The 23329-nt window shown below is 67.2% G+C and carries 14 protein-coding genes and 1 pseudogene; 13 read left to right on the top strand and 2 right to left on the bottom strand.

Annotated features, from left to right (window positions below):
• Positions 1–63 precede the first annotated feature (63 nt).
• The 11 genes and pseudogenes from gdhB to pelG all read left to right on the top strand — a co-directional run bounded on the left by gdhB (position 64) and on the right by pelG (position 19807).
• The gene (gene gdhB / locus M6E97_RS08555; RefSeq protein WP_023100922.1) at positions 64–4926 is read left to right on the top strand and encodes an NAD-glutamate dehydrogenase GdhB; all 4863 of its coding nucleotides are present in this window, start codon (positions 64–66) and stop codon (positions 4924–4926) included.
• Positions 4927–5073: 147 nt separating this feature from the next.
• Positions 5074–5517, top strand: coding sequence for a MarR family winged helix-turn-helix transcriptional regulator (locus M6E97_RS08550; RefSeq protein WP_003109601.1), 444 nt, complete (start codon positions 5074–5076; stop codon positions 5515–5517).
• Between the two features lie 42 nt (positions 5518–5559).
• Positions 5560–6131, top strand: a pseudogene (locus tag M6E97_RS08545) (isochorismatase family cysteine hydrolase).
• A gap of 12 nt (positions 6132–6143) precedes the next feature.
• A complete protein-coding gene (locus M6E97_RS08540) occupies positions 6144–7130 on the top strand; it encodes an FUSC family protein (RefSeq protein ID WP_003109602.1) in 987 nt (328 codons plus the stop codon).
• Between the two features lie 481 nt (positions 7131–7611).
• A complete protein-coding gene (locus tag M6E97_RS08535; protein ID WP_003109603.1) occupies positions 7612–10458 on the top strand; it encodes a bifunctional glycoside hydrolase 114/ polysaccharide deacetylase family protein in 2847 nt (948 codons plus the stop codon).
• The gene (locus M6E97_RS08530; RefSeq protein WP_033938048.1) at positions 10436–14017 is read left to right on the top strand and encodes a tetratricopeptide repeat protein; all 3582 of its coding nucleotides are present in this window, start codon (positions 10436–10438) and stop codon (positions 14015–14017) included. The genes M6E97_RS08535 and M6E97_RS08530 overlap by 23 nt, the downstream gene beginning before the upstream one ends.
• A 39-nt stretch (positions 14018–14056) precedes the next feature.
• On the top strand, positions 14057–14575 hold the full coding sequence (locus M6E97_RS08525; protein ID WP_033938046.1) for a hypothetical protein: 519 nt from the start codon (positions 14057–14059) through the stop codon (positions 14573–14575).
• A 5-nt stretch (positions 14576–14580) separates the two neighbouring features.
• Positions 14581–15948: a PelD GGDEF domain-containing protein gene (locus M6E97_RS08520; protein WP_031692613.1), complete on the top strand. Its 1368-nt coding sequence runs from the start codon at positions 14581–14583 to the stop codon at positions 15946–15948.
• Positions 15926–16915: a tetratricopeptide repeat protein gene (locus M6E97_RS08515; RefSeq protein ID WP_003091286.1), complete on the top strand. Its 990-nt coding sequence runs from the start codon at positions 15926–15928 to the stop codon at positions 16913–16915. Before M6E97_RS08520 ends, M6E97_RS08515 begins: the two co-directional genes overlap by 23 nt.
• Positions 16912–18435, top strand: a complete 1524-nt coding sequence (gene pelF, locus M6E97_RS08510) for a GT4 family glycosyltransferase PelF (RefSeq protein WP_003162448.1) — start codon at positions 16912–16914, stop codon at positions 18433–18435. Before M6E97_RS08515 ends, pelF begins: the two co-directional genes overlap by 4 nt.
• Before the next feature lies 1 nt (position 18436).
• A complete protein-coding gene (gene pelG, locus M6E97_RS08505) occupies positions 18437–19807 on the top strand; it encodes an exopolysaccharide Pel transporter PelG (RefSeq protein ID WP_033938044.1) in 1371 nt (456 codons plus the stop codon).
• Positions 19808–19847: 40 nt separating this feature from the next.
• Here the strand turns inward: pelG and M6E97_RS08500 are convergent, their stop codons facing one another.
• Positions 19848–20078: a hypothetical protein gene (locus tag M6E97_RS08500; protein ID WP_003091282.1), complete on the bottom strand. Its 231-nt coding sequence runs from the start codon at positions 20076–20078 to the stop codon at positions 19848–19850.
• Between the two features lie 125 nt (positions 20079–20203).
• Here M6E97_RS08500 and M6E97_RS08495 point away from each other — a divergent pair, with 125 nt between their 5' ends.
• Positions 20204–20680, top strand: coding sequence for a helix-turn-helix domain-containing protein (locus tag M6E97_RS08495; RefSeq protein ID WP_009313801.1), 477 nt, complete (start codon positions 20204–20206; stop codon positions 20678–20680).
• Between the two features lie 37 nt (positions 20681–20717).
• Positions 20718–21194, top strand: a complete 477-nt coding sequence (locus tag M6E97_RS08490) for a helix-turn-helix domain-containing protein (protein WP_003103222.1) — start codon at positions 20718–20720, stop codon at positions 21192–21194.
• Positions 21195–21310: 116 nt separating this feature from the next.
• Here M6E97_RS08490 and M6E97_RS08485 read toward each other — a convergent pair whose 3' ends face one another.
• Entirely contained in the window at positions 21311–23215 is a 1905-nt protein-coding gene (locus M6E97_RS08485) for a M14 family metallopeptidase (RefSeq protein WP_003091279.1), read from the bottom strand.
• Positions 23216–23329 lie beyond the last annotated feature (114 nt).

Here is a 23329-nt window from a genome sequence, read left to right as displayed (position 1 = left end):
GCTCGCGACCTTTCCCGCGAACCGCTCGCCTCCATGAAATAACAAGCCAAGCGGAGTACAACCATGGCGTTCTTCACCGCGGCCAGCAAAGCCGATTTCCAGCATCAACTGCAGACGGCACTGGCGCAGCACCTCGGCGACAAGGCGTTACCACAAGTCACGCTGTTCGCCGAACAGTTCTTCAGCCTGATCTCCCTCGATGAACTGACCCAGCGTCGGCTTTCCGACCTGGTCGGTTGCACCCTTTCCGCCTGGCGCCTGCTGGAGCGCTTCGACCGCGACCAGCCCGAAGTCCGCGTATACAACCCCGACTACGAGAAGCACGGCTGGCAATCCACCCACACCGCGGTGGAAGTGCTGCACCCGGACCTGCCGTTCCTGGTCGACTCGGTGCGCATGGAACTGAACCGCCGCGGCTACAGCATCCATACCCTGCAGACCAACGTCCTCAGCGTGCGCCGCTCGGCCAAGGGCGAGCTGAAGGAAATCCTGCCCAAGGGCACCCAGGGCAAGGACGTCAGCCAGGAATCGCTGATGTACCTGGAGATCGACCGCTGTGCCCACGCCGGCGAACTGCGGGCGCTGGAGAAGGCCCTCCTGGAGGTGCTCGGCGAAGTGCGCGTGACCGTCGCCGACTTCGAGCCGATGAAGGCCAAGGCCCTCGAACTGCTGGCCTGGCTCGGCAAGGCCAAGCTGAAGGTGCCGGCGGAGGAGCTGAAGGAAGTGCGCAGCTATCTCGAATGGCTGCTGGACAACCACTTCACCTTCCTCGGCTACGAGGAATTCAGCGTCGCCGACGAGGCCGACGGCGGGCGCATGGTCTACGACGAGAAATCCTTCCTCGGCCTGACCCGTCTGCTGCGCGCCGGCCTGAGCAAGGATGACCTGCACATCGAGGACTATGCCGTCGCCTACCTGCGCGAACCGGTCCTGCTGTCCTTCGCCAAGGCTGCCCATCCGAGCCGCGTGCACCGCCCGGCCTACCCGGACTACGTGTCGATCCGCGAGCTGGACGGCAAGGGCCGGGTGATCCGCGAGTGCCGCTTCATGGGCCTGTTCACCTCCTCGGTGTACAACGAGAGCGTCAACGACATTCCCTTCATCCGCGGCAAGGTCGCCGAAGTGATGCGGCGCTCCGGTTTCGACACCAAGGCCCACCTCGGCAAGGAACTGGCCCAGGTGCTGGAAGTACTGCCGCGCGACGACCTGTTCCAGACCCCGGTGGACGAGCTGTTCAGCACCGCCCTGGCGATCGTCCGCATCCAGGAGCGCAACAAGATCCGCGTGTTCCTGCGCAAGGACCCCTACGGCCGCTTCTGCTACTGCCTGGCCTACGTGCCGCGCGACGTGTATTCCACCGAGACGCGCCTGAAGATCCAGCAGGTCCTGATGGAGCGCCTGCAAGCCAGCGACTGCGAGTTCTGGACCTTCTTCTCCGAGTCGGTGCTGGCCCGCGTGCAGTTCATCCTCCGCGTCGACCCGAAGTCGCGCATCGACATCGACCCGGCGCGCCTGGAGGAAGAAGTGATCCAGGCCTGCCGTTCCTGGCAGGACGACTACAGCAGCCTGGTGGTGGAAAACCTCGGCGAGGCCAAGGGCACCAACGTCCTGGCCGACTTCCCGAAAGGCTTCCCGGCCGGCTACCGCGAGCGCTTCGCCCCGCACTTCGCGGTGGTCGACCTGCAGCACCTGCTCAGCCTCTCTGAGCAGCGCCCGCTGGTGATGAGCTTCTACCAGCCGCTGGCGCAGGGCGAGCAGCAACTGCACTGCAAGCTGTACCACGCCGACACCCCGCTGGCCCTGTCCGACGTCCTGCCGATCCTGGAGAACCTCGGCCTGCGCGTGCTCGGCGAATTCCCCTACCGCCTGCGCCACCAGAACGGCCGCGAATACTGGATCCACGACTTCGCCTTCACCTACGCCGAAGGGCTGGACGTGGACATCCAGCAGCTCAACGAGATCCTCCAGGACGCCTTCGTCCACATCGTCAGCGGCGACGCCGAGAACGACGCCTTCAACCGCCTGGTGCTGACCGCCAACCTGCCGTGGCGCGACGTCGCCCTGCTGCGTGCCTACGCGCGTTACCTGAAGCAGATCCGCCTGGGCTTCGACCTCGGCTACATCGCCAGCGCGCTGAATGCTCACACCGACATCGCCCGCGAGCTGGTGCGGCTGTTCAAGACCCGCTTCTACCTGGCGCGCAAACTCACCGCGGAAGACCTGGAAGACAAGCAACAGAAGCTGGAGCAGGCGATCCTCGGCGCCCTCGACGAAGTCCAGGTGCTCAACGAGGACCGCATCCTGCGGCGCTACCTCGACCTGATCAAGGCGACCCTGCGGACCAACTTCTACCAGCCCGACGGCAACGGCCAGAACAAGAGCTACTTCAGCTTCAAGTTCAACCCGAAGGCCATCCCGGAGCTGCCCAGGCCGGTGCCCAAGTACGAGATCTTCGTCTACTCGCCGCGCGTCGAGGGCGTGCACCTGCGCGGCGGCAAGGTGGCTCGCGGCGGCTTGCGCTGGTCGGACCGCGAGGAAGACTTCCGCACCGAGGTGCTCGGCCTGGTCAAGGCCCAGCAGGTGAAGAACGCGGTGATCGTGCCGGTCGGCGCCAAGGGCGGCTTCGTCCCGCGCCGCCTGCCGCTTGGCGGTAGCCGCGACGAGATCCAGGCCGAGGCGATCGCCTGCTACCGGATCTTCATTTCCGGCCTGCTCGATATCACCGACAACCTCAAGGAAGGCGAAGTGGTGCCGCCGGCCAACGTGGTCCGCCACGACGAGGACGATCCCTACCTGGTGGTCGCAGCGGACAAGGGCACGGCGACCTTCTCCGACATCGCCAACGGCATCGCCGCCGAGTACGGCTTCTGGCTCGGCGACGCCTTCGCCTCGGGCGGCTCCGCCGGCTACGACCACAAGGGCATGGGGATTACCGCCAAGGGCGCCTGGGTCAGCGTGCAACGGCACTTCCGCGAGCGCGGCATCGACGTGCAGAAGGACAACATCAGCGTCATCGGCATCGGCGACATGGCCGGCGACGTGTTCGGCAACGGCCTGCTGATGTCGGACAAGCTGCAACTGGTGGCCGCTTTCAACCACATGCATATCTTCATCGACCCGAACCCGGACGCCGCCAGCAGCTTCGTCGAGCGCCAGCGCCTGTTCAACCTGCCGCGTTCGAGCTGGGCCGACTACGACGCCAAGCTGATCTCCGCCGGCGGCGGGATCTTCCTGCGCAGCGCCAAGAGCATCGCCATCACCCCGGAAATGCAGGCGCGCTTCGACATCCAGGCCGACAGGCTGGCGCCCACCGAGCTGATCCACGCGCTGCTCAAGGCGCCGGTCGACCTGCTCTGGAACGGCGGTATCGGCACCTACGTGAAGTCGAGCAAGGAAACCCACGCCGATGTCGGTGACAAGGCCAACGACGGTCTGCGCGTCGACGGCCGCGAGCTGCGCGCGAAGGTGGTGGGCGAGGGCGGCAACCTGGGCATGACCCAACTGGCGCGGGTCGAGTTCGGCCTGCACGGCGGTGCCAACAACACCGACTTCATCGACAACGCCGGTGGCGTGGACTGCTCCGACCATGAGGTCAACATCAAGATCCTGCTCAACGAAGTGGTGCAGGCCGGCGACATGACCGAGAAGCAGCGCAACGCGCTGCTGGTGAAGATGACCGACGCGGTCGGCGCCCTGGTGCTGGGCAACAACTACAAGCAGACCCAGGCGCTGTCCCTGGCGCAACGCCGCGCCCGCGAGCGGATCGCCGAATACAAGCGGCTGATGGGCGACCTCGAGGCGCGCGGCAAGCTCGATCGCGCCCTGGAGTTCCTGCCTTCCGACGAGGAGCTGGCGGAACGCATCAGTGCCGGCCAGGGGCTGACCCGCGCCGAGCTGTCGGTGCTGATCTCCTACAGCAAGATCGACCTCAAGGAATCGCTGCTGAAATCGCTGGTGCCGGACGACGACTACCTGACCCGCGACATGGAGACCGCCTTCCCGGCATTGCTGGCGGAGAAGTTCGGCGACGCCATGCGCCGCCATCGCCTGAAGCGCGAGATCGTCAGCACGCAGATCGCCAACGACCTGGTCAACCACATGGGCATCACCTTCGTGCAGCGCCTGAAGGAGTCCACCGGCATGAGCGCGGCCAACGTCGCCGGGGCCTACGTGATCGTTCGCGACGTGTTCCACCTGCCGCACTGGTTCCGCCAGATCGAGAACCTCGACTACCAGGTGCCCGCTGATATCCAGCTGACCCTGATGGACGAACTGATGCGTCTCGGTCGCCGCGCCACCCGCTGGTTCCTCCGCAGCCGCCGCAACGAGCTGGACGCGGCGCGCGACGTGGCCCACTTCGGCCCGCGCATCGCCGCCCTCGGCCTGAAGCTCAACGAGCTGCTCGAAGGGCCGACCCGCGAGCTGTGGCAGGCGCGCTACCAGACCTACGTCGACGCCGGCGTACCGGAACTGCTGGCACGCATGGTGGCCGGCACCAGCCACCTGTATACGCTGCTGCCGATCATCGAGGCGTCCGACGTGACCGGCCAGGACACCGCGGAAGTGGCCAAGGCCTATTTCGCCGTGGGCAGCGCGCTGGACCTTACCTGGTACCTGCAACAGATCACCAACCTGCCGGTGGAGAACAACTGGCAGGCGCTGGCCCGCGAGGCGTTCCGCGACGACCTCGACTGGCAGCAGCGGGCGATCACCGTCTCGGTGTTGCAGATGCAGGACGGACCGAAGGAGGTCGAGGCGCGCGTCGGCCTGTGGCTGGAACAACACCTGCCGCTGGTCGAGCGCTGGCGGGCGATGCTGGTCGAACTGCGTGCCGCGTCGGGTACCGACTACGCCATGTACGCCGTGGCCAACCGCGAGCTGATGGACCTGGCGCAGAGCAGCCAGCACGGTGTCTGCATCCCCTGATGCGACCGGACTGACGGCAAGCAAGAGCCCCGCCCTAGTGCGGGGCTCTTTCATTTCAGCTGTCGTGCCGTCGGTCGGCTCCCATGGCGGGCGGCGTTGGACGTGTTATTTTGCTATGAAAATATAGCTATGATTATGTAGATAAATATGCCCACCAACCAGGATCTCCAACTGGCAGCGCATCTGCGCAGCCAGGTCACCACCCTGACCCGCCGCCTGCGTCGCGAGGCGCAGGCCGATCCGGTGCAATTCTCGCAACTGGTCGTGCTTGGCGCGATCGACCGCCTTGGCGGCGACGTCACACCTTCCGAGCTGGCCGCCGCCGAGCGGATGCGCTCGTCGAATCTGGCCGCGCTGCTGCGCGAACTGGAACGCGGAGGGCTGATCGTCCGTCACGCCGATCCGCAAGATGGGCGCAGAACCCGCGTGTCGCTGAGCTCGGAGGGCCGGCGAAATCTCTACGGCAACCGCGCCAAGCGCGAAGAATGGCTGGTGCGTGCCATGCACGCCTGTCTCGACGAGAGCGAGCGCGCCCTGCTGGCGGCGGCCGGTCCGTTGCTGACACGCCTGGCGCAATTCGAGGAGCCCTGAATCCAGGGCTTTGAGTTCCGGCAGATGGAAGAGGAGTTCCCGATGAACACAGCACTGATCGGTCTCGACTACATCGTCGATATCATGCATCCCGACGGTAGGATTGCCCGCTGTGCAGAACAGGCCGCCTTGCGTGGCGTGGTCGCGCGTTTCAACCGCGCTCTCGCCGTCGCGAGCAGCGTGGCTGGCTGCGGATCGCGGTGAGGGTGGGCTTCGAGCCCGGCTATCCGGACCTGCCGGAACATTCGCCGATCTTCGCTGCCGCGCAGGCACTCGGCGCTCTCGACCTCTGCGGGCGCGGTTGCGCATTTCATCCTGACCTGAAGCGGGATGCCGTGCAGATGGAAGTGCTCAAGCCGCGCATCAGCGCCTTCTATGCCACGCGCCTGGAGGCCGTGTTGCGGGCGAGGCGGATCGAGCGCCTGGTGCTCGCCGGTGTCAGTACGACCTGGGCTGTGCAGGCCGCCGCGCGCGATGCGCACGATCGCGACTACCAAGTGCTGGTGTTGGAGGAGGCCTGCGCGGCGGCCAGCGACGAGGAGCACCGGCGCTCCATCGAGGTCCTGGGCGGCATCGCGCGGATCGTCACGCTCGACCAGTTGGCAGCGCTCTAGGCGGCGCGTCGTGTGTGCGCCTCGCTGACACGCCTGTTCGACGGCCGCGCCATGGGGCGCGCGCTCGCCGTGTCGCTGCCGCTGTTCGTGCTCTACAGCGCCAGCGGCGATGCCAACTGGCTGCTGGCGAATATCGCGACGATCTCCGTGGCGGTCGTTGTCGAGCGGGTCGGTGGCGCACCGCTCGCGGCGCTCGGCCAGGGGGTGGCGATCATCCTCGGCTTTCTCGGCTTGTCGTTCGCGCTCGCCTGGGGAGCGGCGTTTGCCATCGCTTGCGCAGCGCTCGCCGCTGCTGCTGTCGCGCTATCCGGCCTGGATACGCGCTTGCGCACGCTGGGCAATTTCGTCTTTATTCCTGTGCTCTATCTGGCCTGCGAGGTTGCCGCGACGCACCGCGCTGCGCTGTCCCTGGTGCCGTATCTCGTCGTCGCGACGCTACCATCGGTGGCGCTCGCCGGTGTCGATACCTTGCGCCACGCAGCGCTCGCACGCCGTTACGGCACCCTGCTGCGCTGGCGTGGGGCGCACTTGACGGGCCACGCGGCCGCGCATGACGAGCTGCTCCAGGCTGTGTTGGCGGTCACACTCGCCGTAGCCTGCAGCGCGACCTTGGTGGCGTGGCGGCACATCGAATACGGCCAGTGGGCGATCTGGTCGTCCGCCAGCGTGGTTACCGGCAATGCCGCCAGCGCGCACCTGAAGCTGCGCGATCGCGGGCTTGGCGCGCTGCTCGGCGTACCGCTCGGCCTCGCGGTAGGGGCCGCTCTACCGCATGTTCTATTGGTCCACACCTTGGCGACTCTTGCCTCGGTCCTCACCCTCGTCGGATTCCGTCACTACGCGACAGGTTTTGCCGCGCGTTGCGCGTGCATCGCCTGCGCCTCCTGGGCGATTCAGCAGTCGCCCCTGGTCGCCTCGCTGCGGGTCGCCGAAGTACTGGCGGGTGGGGCGATAGGCGTCGCCTCGGTGTGGCTGGTGCGGTTCCTCGCACGCAACTGAAGGCGGTGCGACCGCACGCGCGTGCGCCAAATGCCCGGCGCCTTTCGTTGGCCGGAAAAGACAACCTGTTTCACGGATTTAATAAATATTTAGTTATTAGCGAACGGCGTCTACCGAACCGATGGGTCTAGACGAAGTGACTTCCGGGGGCTTCCGGAGGGCCGTCGACTTTCCTGATGAAGTGCGTGAAACCTGGGCTTTCCACTTTGCCACACCGGTGTCTCGGAAAGCGCGGAGTTGACCTGCAAAGCGTCACGGGCAGGCAAAAGGACACCATGGCGTCATGTATGTGCCTAAAAATTGACAGTTTCCGCTTAAAAAATTAGCAATTAGCATATTTAGTCATTAGATTGACGTTAATCGCCTGCGGCTGCTTTGGCCGTGCCCGCACTGTCAGGGATTCGACGTTGCCATCGGAAACCGCATCCATGCTCCCGACCTGCCGCTTCGGTCGGTATCGACCCTGCCGCGTAGGCTGGGCATGCGGTTCAGCAAGAAAGGAATCGCCGTGCTGCGTCTGCCGTCCCGCCGTAACATCCTTCGACCCATCGAACGCCCGCTCGCCTGGCTTGCCGGCCTGGCGCTGGCGCTTTGTGCCGGCGCTGCCGCAGGGGCTGCCGGCGGGCCGTCCAGCGTGGCGTTCTGGTACGCCGAGCGGCCGCCGCTGGCCGAGCTTTCCCAGTTCGACTGGGTGGTGCTCGAAGCGGCGCACCTCAAGCCGGCCGATGTCGGGTATCTGAAAGAGCAGGGCAGCACGCCCTTCGCCTATCTGTCGGTCGGCGAGTTCGACGGCGACGCCGCCGCCATCGCCGATAGCGGCCTGGCCCGGGGCAAGAGCGCGGTCCGCAACCAAGCCTGGAACAGCCAGGTAATGGACCTCGCCGCGCCGAGCTGGCGGGCGTACCTGCTCAAGCGCGCCGCGGAGCTGCGCAAACAGGGCTACGCCGGCCTGTTCCTCGATACCCTGGACAGCTTCCAGCTACAGGCCGAGGAGCGCCGCGAGGGCCAGCGCCGGGCGCTGGCCAGTTTCCTCGCCCAGCTGCATCGCCAGGAGCCGGGCCTCAAGCTGTTTTTCAATCGCGGTTTCGAAGTGCTGCCGGAGTTGCCCGGCGTCGCGTCGGCGGTGGCCGTGGAGTCGATCCATGCCGGTTGGGACGCCGCTGCCGGGCAATACCGCGAGGTGCCCCAGGACGATCGCGATTGGCTGAAGGGTCACCTGGATGCCCTGCGCGCCCAGGGCATGCCCATCGTCGCCATCGACTACCTGCCGCCGGAGCGGCGCGACGAGGCGCGCGCGCTCGCTGCGCGCCTGCGTAGCGAAGGCTACGTGCCGTTCGTCAGCACCCCGGCGCTGGACTACCTGGGGGTGAGCGACGTCGAGGTGCAACCGCGGCGCATCGCGCTGCTCTACGATCCGCGCGAGGGCGACCTGACCCTGAGCCCCGGCCACGTCTACCTCGGCGGCCTGCTCGAATACCTCGGTTATCGGGTCGACTACCTGCCCACCGACCAGCCGCTGCCCGAACGTCCGCTGAGCGGTCTCTACGCGGGGGTAGTCACCTGGATGACCAGTGGACCGCCGCTGGCCAGCGACGCCTTCGACAACTGGATCGCTGCGCGTCTCGACGAAAAGGTGCCGGTGGCGTTCCTCGCCGGCCTGCCCACAGAGAACGACGGCCTGTTGCAGCGCCTGGGTATTCGCCGGCTGTCGCAGAAGCTCAAGGTCAAGCCGAGCACCGAGACCCACGACCAGGCGCTGCTGGGCGCCTTCGAAGCGCCGCTGGTGATCCGGGTCCGCGACCTGCCGGCGCTCACCGTACTCGACCCGGCGCGGGTGGCCCCGGCGCTCAAGCTCAAGGGCGACGGCAAGGAGTACGTGCCGGTGGCGACCGCCGACTGGGGCGGCTTCGCCCTGGCGCCCTATGTGCTGGAGGAGGGTAGCGAGCACCGGCGCTGGATCCTCGATCCGTTCGCCTTCCTGCGCAAGGCCTTGCGCCTTGCGCCGCTGCCGAGTCCCGACGCGACCACCGAGAATGGCCGGCGCATCGCCACCGTGCACATCGATGGCGACGGCTTCGTCTCCCGTGCCGAGGTGCCCGGCAGTCCCTATGCCGGCCAGCAGGTGCTGGAGGACTTCATCAAGCCCTATCCGTTCCTCACCTCGGTCTCGGTGATCGAAGGCGAGGTCGGGCCGAAGGGCATGTACCCGCACCTGGCCAGGGAGCTGGAGCCGATCGCCCGGCGCATCTTCGCCGACGACAAGGTCGAGGTCGCCAGCCATACCTTCAGCCATCCGTTCTTCTGGCAGCCGCAACTGGCCGAGCAGGGCGAGAACTTCGAGGCCCAGTATGGCTACAAGATGGCCATCCCGGGCTACGACAAGGTCGACTTCGTACGCGAGGTGATCGGGGCCCGCGACTACATCGAGCAGCGCCTGACCACCCCGCGGAAGCCGGTGAAGATGATCTTCTGGTCCGGCGACGCGCTGCCCGACGCCGCCACCATCAAGCTCGCCTACGACGCCGGGCTGATGAACGTCAACGGCGGCAATACCGCGCTGACCCGGGCCTTTCCCTCGCTGACCGGACTCTACCCGCTGATCCGGCCCACCCGCGGCGGCGTGCAGTACTACGCGCCGATCATCAACGAGAACGTCTACACCAATCTCTGGCAGGGGCCGTACTACGGCTTCCGCGGCGTCATCGATACCTTCGCCCTGACCGACAGCCCGCGCCGCCTGCGCGGCCTGCACCTGTACTACCACTTCTATTCGGGGACCAAGCAGGCCTCGATCCGCACCATGCACCAGATCTACGCGGCGATGCAGGCGGAGCATCCGTTGTCGCTGTGGATGAGCGACTACATCCCGCGCCTGGAAGGCCTGCATCGCGCCAGCCTGGCCAAGCGTGCCGATGGCAGCTGGCAGTTGCGCGGCTTCGCCGCCTTGCGCACGGTGCGCCTGGACCCGGCGCTGGGTTGGCCGGACCTCGCTCGCTCCACGGGAGTCGCGGGCGTGCGCGACCTGCCCCAGGGGCGCTATGTGCACCTGAGTGCGGCGAATGCGCGCCTGGTCCTGCGCGACAGCCGCGATCCGCGGCCGGCGCTGGAGGAGGCCAACCTGCCGCTGAAGCACTGGCGCTACCGCGACGATGGCCGCGTCGAGTTCGCCTTCGCCGGGCACCTGCCATTACGCCTGGTGGTGCGCGCGGCGGGCGATTGCCGGCTGAGTGCGGCCGGCAAGGCCTTCCCGGGAAAGGCCGGCAACGGCCTGTGGACGTTCGAGTTGCCGATGGAGCAGGTGCGCGATGGCCAACTCGTCTGCCGCTGACAAGCATCCCCAGGCGCGCCTGCTGAATCCCTGGGCCCTGCTGCCGGTCGCTCTTGGGGTGGCGCTGGTGCTGTGGCTGACCTTCAACAGCGAAGAAGTATTCATGCCCAGCGGCGATGGCGAGCCCGACGCGGTCTCGGTGAACTACGCCGAACTGCTGTTGCAGGCGCACCCGGAGAACGACGCGCTGCGCCTGACCCTGATCGATCTGCTGGTCAAGCTCGGTGACTTCGAGCAGGCGCGTCATCACCTCGCCCGTCTGCGCGGCAAGGACCGCCTGGCAACGCCGTTCTACGAGGTGGAACTGGACATCCTTGGCGCCCTGGCCAGGCCCGAGGGCATGGATGAGGAGCAGACGCGCCGATTGCTGGAGCGCCTGCGCAAGATCGAGCATGTTTCGTTGAACGACGCCATGCTCGAACGACTTGCCCGTCATGCCCTGGCCCTGGACGCGCCGGACCTGGCGGCGCGGACCTTTGCCGAACTGGCCGGCCGCGACCCGCAGGGCCGGCAGCGCTGGCTGGACGAGGCGGCGCGCTGGTACCTGGCTTCCGGCGAGCCGCTGCCGGCGGCGGACATCCAGCGGCAACTGGCCGAAGCGCAAACCGAGCCGGCGAAGCGCCTGGCCTATCTGCGCCAGGCCTTCGCCAGCCTGCTCGCTGGCGAGCGCGGCGAACAGGCGGCGTTGTTGCTGGACGAGCGGCTGGACGCCTTGCCGGAGGATGAATCGACCCTGGCCTGGCTCGCCGAGGGCGTACGCGCCGCCGAAGGCAGCCAGCGCTACGACCTGGCCGAACGCTTCATCCGGCGCTGGCGCGAATTGCGCCCCGAGGACCATGAGGCGCTGGCCGCCGACCTGCGCCTGAACATGGCCGCCGGGCGGATCGAGCGGGCCTGGGAGGTCGGCCAGGAGCTGCTGGCCCTGCGCCCGCAGGACAGGACGCTGCTGGCCGATCTCGCGCGCCTTGGCGAATGGACCGGCAACGGCCCGCAGGCCCTGGGCCTGTGGAAGCAACTGCTGGCCGGCGCCGATGACCCGGCCCTGCGCGAGCATGCCTGGCGCCTGTCGCTGCAGATGTTCGATTTCGACAGCGCCATCGAGCTGCTGGCGCCCATCGGCGCGCAGCGACAGATGACCGACGAGGAACTCGATGCGCTGGTCTACAGCCATGAAACCCGCGGCACGCCGGAAGAGGGCGAGGCATGGCTGCGCGGCTACGTGCAGGGTTATCCGAAACAGCGCCTGGCCTGGCAGCGCTTGCAGCAGATCCTCGAACACACCCAGCAGTTGCAGGAAGAGACCGGGGTCTGGGCGCGGATGGCCCGGCATTTCCCGCTGAGCGTCAAGGAACGCATGCAGTGGGCGGAAACCCACTGGAACCTGTTCGATCCGCGCCAGGCCTGGAAGGTCCTCGCCGGCGTGGATACCCGCGCGATCCGCGAGCCGGAGTTCTGGCGCCTGCGCGCGGCGCTGGCCTGGGCCCTGGAGCAGGACGACGATGCCCGCGCCGCCTACGAGCGCATGCTGGCCCTGGACATCCGCCTGAACAGCAGCGACGAGGACCAGTTGATCGCCCTGTACCGGGACAGCAATCCGCAGCAGGCCTTGCAGGTGCTTATCGGCAGTTGGCAGCGCAGCCGCGATCCGCGGCGCCTGGCCAGCGCCCTGCAACTGGCGGAGAACCTCCACGACTGGCCGGCCCTGAAGAGCCTGCTGGCCGAGGCCGAAGGCCTGCCGGAAGCGCAGGGCAGCCCCTATTACTGGGTGGCCAGGGCGCGGTTGGCGGAACAGGAAGGCCATGGCGACGTCGCCGAGCGTCTGTACCGGGAAGCCCTGGTGCGTTTCCCCGGCGAGAACCTGGTGCGCGAACGCCTGCTCTGGTTCTACATCGACCGTGGCCGTCGCGACAGCCTGGTGCCCCTGTTGGCGCAGTGGCATGGCCTGGCGCTGCGGGACAGCACGCTGTGGCTGCCGTTCGCCAGCGCCAGCCTGCTGCTCGAGCGTAACGATCAGGCGCTGGCCTGGTTCCGCCTGTACCTCAAGTCCAATCCCAACGACTGGCTGGTACAGGCCGCCTACGCCGACGCGCTGGATGCCAGCGGCTACCAGGACAAGGCCCTGCGCCTGCGCCGGCAACTGCTCCGGCGGCTCGACCGCGAGGCGGTCAGGGCCACCCCGGACAGCTTCGCCGCCTACCTGCGCCTGCTCGCCGTGGCCCAGGGGCCGCTGCTCGCCCAGGGCGAGGCGCGGCGGGCCTGGAATGGCGAGCCGGCGATGCTGCAGCTGTGGTTCGAGCAGTTCCTCGACCAGCTCGCCGCCACCAACCAGGAGCCGCTGAAGGATGACTGGCTGGCCTGGGCGCGCGGCCGGGGCCTGAAGATCGGGCGCAACGAAGAGATCCAGGCCGCCCTGCGCAGCCAGAATCGCGCCGCCCTGCAACGCCTGCTGGAGCGCGGCGAGCTGGATCCGGCGCAGCGGGTCGAGGCGCTGGTGCGTCTCGGCCATGGCGGCGAAGCGCTGGGCGAGGCCCTGGGCGCACTGGGTGACGGCCACTCGCGCGACAACCGCGAGCAGTTGCGGCGGCAGGCGGCGGAAATCCTCGAACGCACGCCCCAGGGCCTGCAACTGGGTTGGAACAAGCGCGACTTCGGCGGTCTCGACTTCAAGGGACCGACGCTGCGCGCGGCGCGCCACCTCGGCGACGACTGGTACGCCGACCTGGCGCTGGGCAGCGGTCGCTATCGCGGCGACGCACTGGATAGTTCGCTCCTCGGTAGCGAACGCAACGCCAGGCTGACGTTGCGGCGCGAACTGGCCGATGGCTTCGCCGCGGCGACGCTCGATGGCAGTTGGCGCGACGACGAGGACCGCCACGGCCTGGGCCTGCTGCGCAACTGGCGGCTGAGTGCGCGCGACGAACTGGAAGCGGGCCTCGACTGGCACCGCGAGACCGACGAGACCGGCCTGATGCGCGCCCTCGGCATGCGCGACAGCGTGAAACTCGGCGGCCGCCACACCCTCAGCGGGCGCGACCAGTTGAGCTGGTCGCTGGCGCACAACCGCTTTTCCACCCGCCAGGGCGACGACCTCGGCAACGGCGAGGCGCTGTCCCTGGAGTGGGCCCACACACTGTTCTTCGATGGCCCGGCCTGGCAACTGCGCGGCGGCATCGACTACCAGCGCAATCGCCTGGAGAACCGCGTGCCGGACGACCTGCTGGCGGCCCATGGCGGTGCGCTGACGCTCGATGGCGCGCGCAGCCAGGACCTGCTGCAGGACCGCTATGGCCAGGTCTACCTCGGCAGCACCTGGCGCCGTGGCTTCCCTGGCGCGCTGAACCGCAGCCGTCCGCAATACACCTGGATCGTCGACACCCTGGCCGGCTGGCAGTGGACAGAGAAGGAGTTCAACTACGGCATCGATCTCGGCATCGGCATGGAGCTGCTGGGCGATGACGAACTGGCGTTCACCTTCGGCTACCAGTCGGCTCCCCAGGGCGGCGGCGGCGATGCCGGCGGCACGCTCGGGGTGACCTACAGCACGCGCTTCGGCCGCTGAACGCGGCCCGGATACGGAATTCAACAGGAGGAACACAACATGCAATCCATCCGCTGCCTGGCTCTCGCGGCCGTCGCCCTGTTCATGGCGGGCTGCTCCAGCTTCACCAGCGAAAGCGCTACGCCGCTGGCGCACGGCGCGCAGTGGGGCCTGGTGCCGCTGCTCAATTATTCCCAGGCGCCGCAGGCCGGCGAGCGTGCCGAGCAGATCCTGCTCAGCGTGCTGGCCGAGGAGGGCGTGCGGCCGCGCCTGTACCCGGCGCAGCCGCAAGGCGACCTGCAACTGGTCGACGACCGCGAGCGCCAGCAGCGCGCGCTGGACTGGGCACGCCAGCAGAAGCTGGCCTACGTGGTCACCGGCAGCGTCGAGGAGTGGCAGTACAAGAACGGCCTGGACGGCGAGCCGGCGGTGGGCGTCAGCCTGCAGGTGCTGGAGCCGGCCTCCGGGCGGGTGCTCTGGAGCACCAGCGGGGCGCGCGCCGGCTGGTCCCGGGAAAGCCTGGCGGGCGCCGCGCAGAAAGTCCTGCGCGAGCTGGTCGGCGACCTGCGGCTCGAGTGACGGCGATGTCCGCGCACAAGGATTTCACCCTCGCACCGCGTGCCAGCGGCAGTGTCTCCTGGGTCGAGACGCTGGTCATCAGCGCGCTCGCGCTGGGCCTGGGCTGGTGGTTCAGCCCGGACGACCCGCTGCAGGTCAACGCCACCTTTCCCTGGGTGATCCTCGCGCCCCTGTTGCTGGGCATGCGCTACGGCTTCGTCCGCGGCCTGGCCAGCGCGGCGCTGCTGGTGGCCGCGCTGTTCGCGTTCCGCGCCCGGGGCGTCGAGGCCTATGCCCAGGTACCGGCGGCCTTCATCGTCGGCATGCTGCTCTGCGCCATGTTGGTGGGCGAGTTCCGCGACATCTGGGAACGCCGCCTGGAGCGCCTGGAGCTGGCGAACGAGTACCGCCAGTTGCGCCTCGACGAATTCACCCGTGCCCATCACATCCTGCGCATCTCCCACGATCGCCTGGAGCAGCGGGTCGCCGGCAACGACCAGAGCCTGCGCAGTTCGCTGCTCGGTCTGCGACAACTGCTGCGCGAGCTGCCGGGCGAGGAAGCTCCGCTCGATGCGCTGGCGGAAACCGTGCTGGCGCTGCTGGCCCAGTACGGTTCGCTGCGCATCGCCGGACTCTACCGGGTGCGCCACGACCGCACCCCGGAGCCGCAACCCTTGGCGTCGCTCGGCGAGATGCCGGCGCTGGACGCCGACGACCTGCTGGTGCGCACCTGCCTGGAGCGCGGCGAACTGGTCAGCGTGCGCCAGGAACTGCTGGAGCGCGGCGAGCAGCGTGCGCACAGCGCGCTGCAGGTGTGCGTGCCGCTGGTCGACACCGATGGGCGGATCCTCGCCCTGCTGGCGGTGGAGCAGATGCCGTTCTTCGTCTTCAACGAACGCACCTTCAGCCTGCTGGCGATCCTCGCCGGGCACGTCGCCGACTTGCTGCAGAGCGACCGTCGCGCGCTGCAACTGGCCGACATCGACGCCCAGCGCTTCTCCCAGTACCTCAAGCGCTCCCTGCTGGACGCCCGCGACCATGGGTTGCCGGCCTGCCTGTATGCCTTCGAGCTGACCGATGCGCGCTACGGCGAAGAGGTCCAGCGTCTGCTGGAAGGCAGCCAGCGTGGCCTCGACGTGCAGTTGCGACTGCGCAACGACGAGGGCCGGCGGGTCCTGCTGGTGTTGTTGCCGCTGACTTCCGCCGAAGGCTCCCAGGGGTATCTGCAGCGCCTGAGGATTCTCTTCGCCGAACGCTTCGGCCAGGCCCGCGAGCTGGAGTCGCTGGGCGTGCGCATCCGCCAGTACGAACTGGACGCCGGCAACGATCGGCAGGCGCTGGGACATTTCCTTTTCAACGAGTGTGGCCTGAATGATCAGCAAGTGGCTGTTTAGCGGCGCCTTCCTGTTCGAGCTGAGCAGTTGGGCGAGCGTCTTCGCCGACCTGCCGATCGGCCAGGCGCTGGCGCTCTACCTGTTCGCCCACGGCCTGGGCAGCGCCCTGCTGTGCGTCGGCGTATGGCTGCTGCTGCCGCGGCGCTACAAGTTCCCGCTGCCGTGGAGCCCGCTGTTCCTCTTCAGCCTGGCCTTCTTCGTGCCGCTGATCGGGGCGGTCGGCGTCGCCGCGGCGGTATTCCCGGCGCTGTACCTGCCGCGCCAGCGTGGCGAGCAGGCCTGGCAGGCGATGGGCGTCCCCGAGCTGCCGTTCCGGCCGAAGGAAAAGCGCCTCGACATGATGTTCAGCGACGGCGGTCTGCAGGACGTCCTGCGCCATGCGCCGGACCCGAACCAGCGGCTCACGGCGATCTTCGCCACCCGGCGGATGCCCGGCAAGGAGGCGATCCCGATCCTCAAGCTGGCCCTGCGCGACCCCGCCGACGACGTCCGCCTGCTGGCCTACTCGATGCTCGACCAGAAGGAAAGCCGGATCAACCAGCGCATCGAGGCCGCCCTCGGCCGCCTCGCCGGCGCCACGCCGGCGCGACGCGGCGCGCTGCACGGAACCCTGGCGCGCTGGTACTGGGAACTGGCCTACCTGGGGTTGGCCCAGGGCAGCGTGCTGGAGCACATCCTCGAGCAGGCGCGCGAGCATACCGACCAGGCGCTACGCGGCACACCCTCGGCCGACCTGCATCTGCTGGCCGGACGCATCGCCCTCGAACAAGGCCGCCTGGAGGATGCCGGGCACGCCCTCCAGGCCGCCGAGGAGGCGGGAATCGATAGCGCCCAGCTGGCGCCGTTCCGCGCCGAGGTGGCGTTCTTCCAGCGGCGCTACCGGGACATCCCCCGGCTTCTCGCCGGAATGCCCGACGACATGCTGCAACGGCCGCCCTTCGCGGCCCTGGCGAGATACTGGACATGACCGAACACACCGCTCCGACGGCGCCCGTCGCCGATGTCTGCCTGCTGCTGGAGGGCACCTGGCCCTATGTCCGCGGTGGCGTCTCCAGCTGGGTCAACCAGTTGATCCTCGGTCTCCCCGACCTGACCTTCTCGGTGTTCTTCATCGGCGGCCAGAAGGATGCCTACGGCAAGCGCCACTACCCGATCCCGGACAATGTGCTGCACATCGAGGAACACTTCCTGGAAACCGCCTGGAGTTCGCCGAACCCGCAGACGCGACAGGGCAGTAGCGAGACCGAAAAGGCGTTGCGCGATCTGCACCGTTTCTTCCACTACCCGGAGACGCCGGACGTGGAGGAGGGCGACGCGCTGCTCGACCTGCTCGCCGAGGGCCGCATCGGCCGCGAGGACTTTCTCCACAGCAAGGCCAGTTGGGAAGCGATCACCGCAGGCTACGAGCGCTATTGCACCGATCCGTCCTTCGTCAATTACTTCTGGACCCTGCGCTCGATGCAGGCGCCGGTGTTCATGCTCGCCGAGGCGGCCCGGCGGATGCCGCGGGCGCGCATGCTGCACTCGATCTCCACCGGCTACGCCGGCCTGCTGGGCTGCATCCTGCAACGTCGCTGGGGCTGCCGCTACCTGCTCAGCGAGCACGGCATCTACACCAAGGAGCGCAAGATCGACCTGGCCCAGGCCAACTGGATCGCGGAGAACCCCGACGAGCAGCTGAGTACCGGACTGGATGCCGAGGTCAGCTACATCCGTCGCTTGTGGATCCGCTTCTTCGAGCGTGTCGGCCTGCTCACCTATCGCGCCGCCAATCCGATCGTCGCCCTCTACGAAGGCAACCGCCAGCGCCAGGTACTCGATGGCGCCGAGCCACGGCGTACCCGGGTGATCCCCAACGGCATCGACCTCGATGCCTGGGCCGGCGCCCTCGAACGGCGGCCGCCGGGGATTCCGCCGGTGGTCGGGCTGGTCGGCCGGGTAGTGCCGATCAAGGACGTGAAGACCTTCATCCGCGCCATGCGCGGGGTGGTCAGCTCAATGCCGGAGGCGGAGGGCTGGATCGTCGGTCCGGAGGAGGAAGACCCGGACTATGCCAGCGAATGCCGCAGCCTGGTGGCCAGCCTCGGCCTGCAGGACAAGGTGAAGTTCCTCGGTTTTCGTCGGATCGGCGAGGTCCTGCCGCAACTCGGCCTGATGGTCCTCACCTCGATCAGCGAAGCGCAGCCGCTGGTGATCCTCGAAGCCTGGGCTGCCGGCGCCCCGGTGGTGAGCAGCGACGTCGGCTCCTGCCGCGAACTGATCGAAGGCGCCGACGCCGAAGATCGCGCCCTGGGTCGCGCCGGGGAGGTGGTGGCGATCGCCGACCCGCAGGCCACTTCGCGGGCGATCCTCGCCCTGCTGCGCAATCCGCAGCGCTGGCAGGCGGCCCAGGCGGTCGGCCTGCAACGGGTCGAACGCTACTACACCGAGGCGCTGATGCTCGGACGTTACCGCGGGCTGTACCGCGAAGCCACGGAGATTGCATGACATGGCCGGCATCGGCTTCGAACTGCGGAAGATCCTTTCCCGCGATTCCTATACGGCGACCCTGCGCGCCTATCTCTACGCCGGGCTGATCAGCTCCGGTCCCTGGGTGCTGTCGATCGTCAGCGTGATGCTGATCGGCGTGCTGAGCCTCGGCGTGGTGGTGCCGGACGTGCTGGTCCGGCAGTTCCTGATCACGGTGACCTACCTGATGGCGTTGTCGCTGATCTTCACCGGGGGACTGCAACTGTTCTTCACCCGCTTCATTTCCGATCGCCTGTTCGAGCGCAAGCACGAGGCGATCCTGCCCAACCTGGTGGGCGTGCTGTTGCTGGTGACGTTGGCGGCGGGCCTGCTCTCGGCGATATTGCTGGCGACCCTGTTCGATGAGCCGTTCGCCTACCGCCTGCTGGTGATGGCCAACTTCGTGGTGCTCTGCAACCTGTGGCTGGTGATCATCTTCCTGTCGGGAATGAAGGCCTACAAACGCATCCTGCTGGTGATGTTCATCGGCTACGCGCTGATGGTCGCCTGTGCCTACCTGCTGCGCTTCATGCAGATGGACGGCCTGCTGCTGGCATTGCTGATCGGCCACGCCAGCCTGCTGTTCGTCTTCCTCTACGACATCCTCCGCGAGTACCCGGCCGGGCGTATGGTGGCCTTCGACTTCCTCGACCGCCGGCAGGTCTTCGTCAGCCTGCTGCTGACCGGCCTCTGCTACAACCTGGGGATCTGGATCGACAAGTTCATCTTCTGGTTCAACCCATCCACCTCGGACCTGGTGATCGGCCCGCTGCGCGCCTCGATCCTCTACGACCTGCCGATCTTCCTCGCCTACCTGTCGATCATTCCCGGCATGGCGGTGTTCCTGGTGCGCATCGAGACCGACTTCGCCGAGTGGTACGAGCGGGTCTACGAGGCGATCCGCGGCGGCGAGACCCTGCAGCACATCGGCCTGCTCAAGGAGCAGATGATCCTCGCCATCCGCCAGGGCCTGCTGGAAATCTGCAAGGTGCAGGGGCTGGCGGTGGTCCTGCTGTTCCTGCTGGCGCCGCAACTGCTCGGCTGGCTGGGAATTTCCCGCTACTACCTGCCGCTGTTCTACATCGACCTGATCGGGGTGAGCATCCAGGTAGTGTTCATGGCCTTGCTCAACGTCTTCTTCTACCTGGACAAGCGCCGCATCGTCCTCGAACTCTGCGTGCTGTTCGTGATCGTCAACGGCGCCCTGACCTTCGTCAGCCTGCTGCTTGGGCCGAGCTTCTTCGGCTATGGCTTCACCCTGTCGCTGCTGGTCTGCGTGCTGGTCGGGCTGTACCGCCTGACCACCGCGCTGGACGACCTGGAGTACGAGACCTTCATGCTCAATCGCTGAGGGGTTTCGCCGGCGGCAGGGTCTTTCAGAAAGGGCCGATTCACCCGGTTGAATCGGCTCCTTTTTTTGCTTCCTCGATGCGTTTTTGCAGCTTCTGCATATCCACCAGGCGTTGCGTACCGAAGGTTCGCATCGGCAGGTCGCCGCTCTCTATCCAGGCGTAGAGCAGGTCCGGCCGGTCGCTGAGGCCGGTCAGGAAGGCGAAACGCATCAGGGTTATATAGCGGGGGCACTCGGCGAAACCCTCTTGGGGGAGTTCTTCCACTTTCATCAGGCGTCCTGCACCATGGTCCGATGTTGGAGGGGAACCCTCGGTCTAGAGGGCTTGGATTCATATTGATCTACTAACAGTTAGTGAATCAATATGCATAGAGAACCATCAGACGCGGACTACACATGGTAAAGAATCGACGTTTGTTCACTGCTGGCAAGCGCTTGCGCGCCCTGCGCGAGCTGATGGGCTTGAGCCGTCCGCAGTTCGCCGAGTTGGTGGGAATGACGGCCAAGCGCCTGGAGAACATCGAGAACGAACTGCAGCGCATGCACGACGAGGACTTCGAGAAGGTCTGCGGAACCTTCCCGGAGTTCAGCGACTGGATCGCCTATGAAGGCAGCATCGAGCCGCAGTCGATCGCCTGGAAGGTCGCCGACTCGGCGCAGGCGGCCGCGGTCTACCTGGTTGAGCGCAACCCGGTGCTGCTGGAGCGGCACGGCATCGACATGCAGGCCTGGCGCGAACGCCACCGCGAGATACGCGAGGCGCTGCTGGCGGCGGAACAGGCGCCGGAGGCGGAGCCGGCGCCCCTGGAAGAGCCGCCGGAACCCAGGCGCCAGCGGAAGAGGAAAACGCCCGCGAGCGGCAAGGGCGACTGAGGCGCATCGCGCCAGAAACGAAGGGAAGTATCTGTACATGGTCTATGTAGTGAGGAAGCGCTGCCTGTTTCGCGCCGGCGAGCGCCTGTTCGGGTTGCGCGGGCTGACGGGGTTGAACCGACCGCAGTTTTCCGAAGTGGTCGGCATGGATCCCAAACGCCTTGAGAACATCGAGAGTGGCCGGCAGCGCATGCACGACGAGGATTTCGAGAAGGTCTGCGGGACCTTTCCGGAGTTCAGCGACTGGATCGCCTATGAAGGCAGCATCGAACCGCAGTCGATCGCCTGGAAGATCGCCGAGGCCGCCCAGGAAGCGGCGGTCTATCTGGTGGAGCGCAACCCCGAGCTGCTCGAACTCCACGGTCTCGACGTGCCGGCCTGGCGCGAGAAGCATCGGGAAATCCTCAAGAAGCTGCGCAAGCGGGAACTGTCGCCGCCACCCGAAAAACCACCGAAACCCAGGCGCAAGCGCAAGCCGAGAAGCAACCTGCCCACACCCACCGACGGTACCTGAGACCGGCTCCCTCTCCCCAGCCCTCTCCCGCAAGCGGGAGAGGGAACGGGGCTCCCGAAGCCCAGCGGTAGGGCGAATAACGCGCAGCGTTATCCGCCGTCAGCCCCAGGTGGGCCTCAGAACACTACTCCTACCGGATAGACGAAGGCGTTCACGTCGTAGAACGGCGTGCGCTGGTAGAACCATTGCAGGCGCGCCTGCGGATCGGCGGCGAAGGCCTTGTCCTCGCGCAGGCGTTTGTCGAAGGCGGCCTTCAGCGCCGGGTCTTCCGCCAGCATCTTGCGCGCCATCGGCTCCATCACGTATTCCTCCGGCTCCTCGGCGGCCACCAGGGTGGAATTGAAGAAGCCCCACGACCAGAACGAATCCGGACTCTGCGGTTGCAGCAGGTCGATGGCCAGGACGCCCAGCGGCTGGGCGGTGTCGATCGACAGCGAGCCGGCCGGGAAGGTCTGCAAGCGCTGGAACGGCTTCGGCGTGCCGCTGACCAGCAGGCGACCTTCGTAGCCCGGAATCCGGTTGCCTTGCACGCGATCCGGTTCGAAGCCATCGGCGAGCTTGATGTCGTCCATGCGGTACAGGGTCACGGCGATTTCGGTCGGACGCTCCAGGGTGGTGTAGCGGATGCCGTGGGCCTTGATCCGGGCGATCACTTCGTGCCACTGCGCCGGGACGATGAAACGCTGGGGACGCGGCACCACCAGGTCGGGTACGCCGTTGTCGGTCACCGGTAGTTTCAGCGTCTTCGGCCGGTTGCTCCAGACGATGGTGCGGGCCCCGGTGACCGGCGATTGCTCGTAGCGGTAGTCGCCCACCACGAACGGCGTCTCGGTGGCCTCGCCCGGCTTCCAGGTGAGGATCACCTCCTTCTGCCGCAGCAGGCGCTCGCGGTCGCTGGCGATGGCCTGGCGCAGGCTGGCGGCCTGCTCGCCGATCACCTCGAACATCGCCTTGAGCATCACGTAGTTGCCCAGCACCTGGGTCTTGTACGGATGCAGGGCGTGTTGCTCGATGAGGATCGACGGCACGTTGCGGATGTCGCCGTACTGGTTGGAGAAGCGCGCCAGGTCGGTGCGGTAGGGGTAGTAGCCCTGGGTCGGATCCTGATTGTCGTTCAGGCTGATGCATTCATGGACCATGTGCCCGAGGCTTTCCAGCGCCTGGTACACCGGCTTGCGCATGACCTGGTCCATCCAGGCGCTGCTCGCCGGTGACCAGCCATTGCCGTTGTGGCAGTAGGAGCTGTCGTAGGGATACATGGCGCCGTCGGTGGAGTGAGTGTCGGCGAAGAAGCTCAGTTCGTAGTGGTTGAACACCCAGGCGACGTTGCGGATCTCCGCGCTGTCGAGCTTGGTGAAGTCGCGGTTGAGATTGAGATTGCGGCCGTTCACCCGCCAGCCGGTCTCCCGCGGGCCGTTCTGGTTGATCCGCCCGTAGGCGCTGCGGCGCAGGTCGCCGTCGACGTTGACCACCGGGATGAACAGCAGGTTGATCTTCTCCAGCAGCCCGGCGAGCGGGCGGTCGGCAGCGCTCATGTCGCGCAGCAGCATGAACATGGCGTCCTTGCCGTTGGCCTCGCCGGGATGGATCTCGGCTTCCACCAGCAAGGTCGGCTTGGCGGAGCGCTTCAGGCCGGCGGCGGACTTGTCAGCCTCGGTGGAGGCGGTCACCAGCAGCATCGGGTGGCCCTCGGCGCTGCGCTCGGGCAACTCGCGCAGGGCGATGCGGCCGGAGGAGGCGGCTACCAGTTTCTCCAGGTAGGCGCGGGTCTCGCGGTAGTCGCTGGTGCGCTGGAAGTCGCTGCTCTCGGCCTGGGTGATCAAGGGGTCGCCGGGCTTGGCGAGGTAGCGCAGGCTGCCCAGCTTCTGCTCGAACATCGGTGGCAGGATGCGCTGGCGGGCCGCGGCCGGGTAGGCGCTGTCATCGATGTAGGCGGGCGCGTGGGGCAGCTCCGCGTGAGCGGGCAGGGCGCTCGCCAGCAGGACGCCGGCGAGTAGCGAACGGGGTTGGCAAGGGAACACGATGAACCTCCATGTGGATGGGAACGGCCGCGGCGTGGGTGGGCTTGCGCGACGCGAGCCACGCGTCGTCGCGCAGCCAGTGCAGTGAAACGCCGGCGGCAGGCATCGGTGTTG

Source organism: Pseudomonas sp. B111, from assembly GCF_026428275.1.
Classification (GTDB): Bacteria; Pseudomonadota; Gammaproteobacteria; order Pseudomonadales; family Pseudomonadaceae; genus Pseudomonas; species Pseudomonas aeruginosa.
Note: the sequence above shows the minus strand (reverse complement) of the source record. Positions and strands in the feature narration are given on the sequence as shown.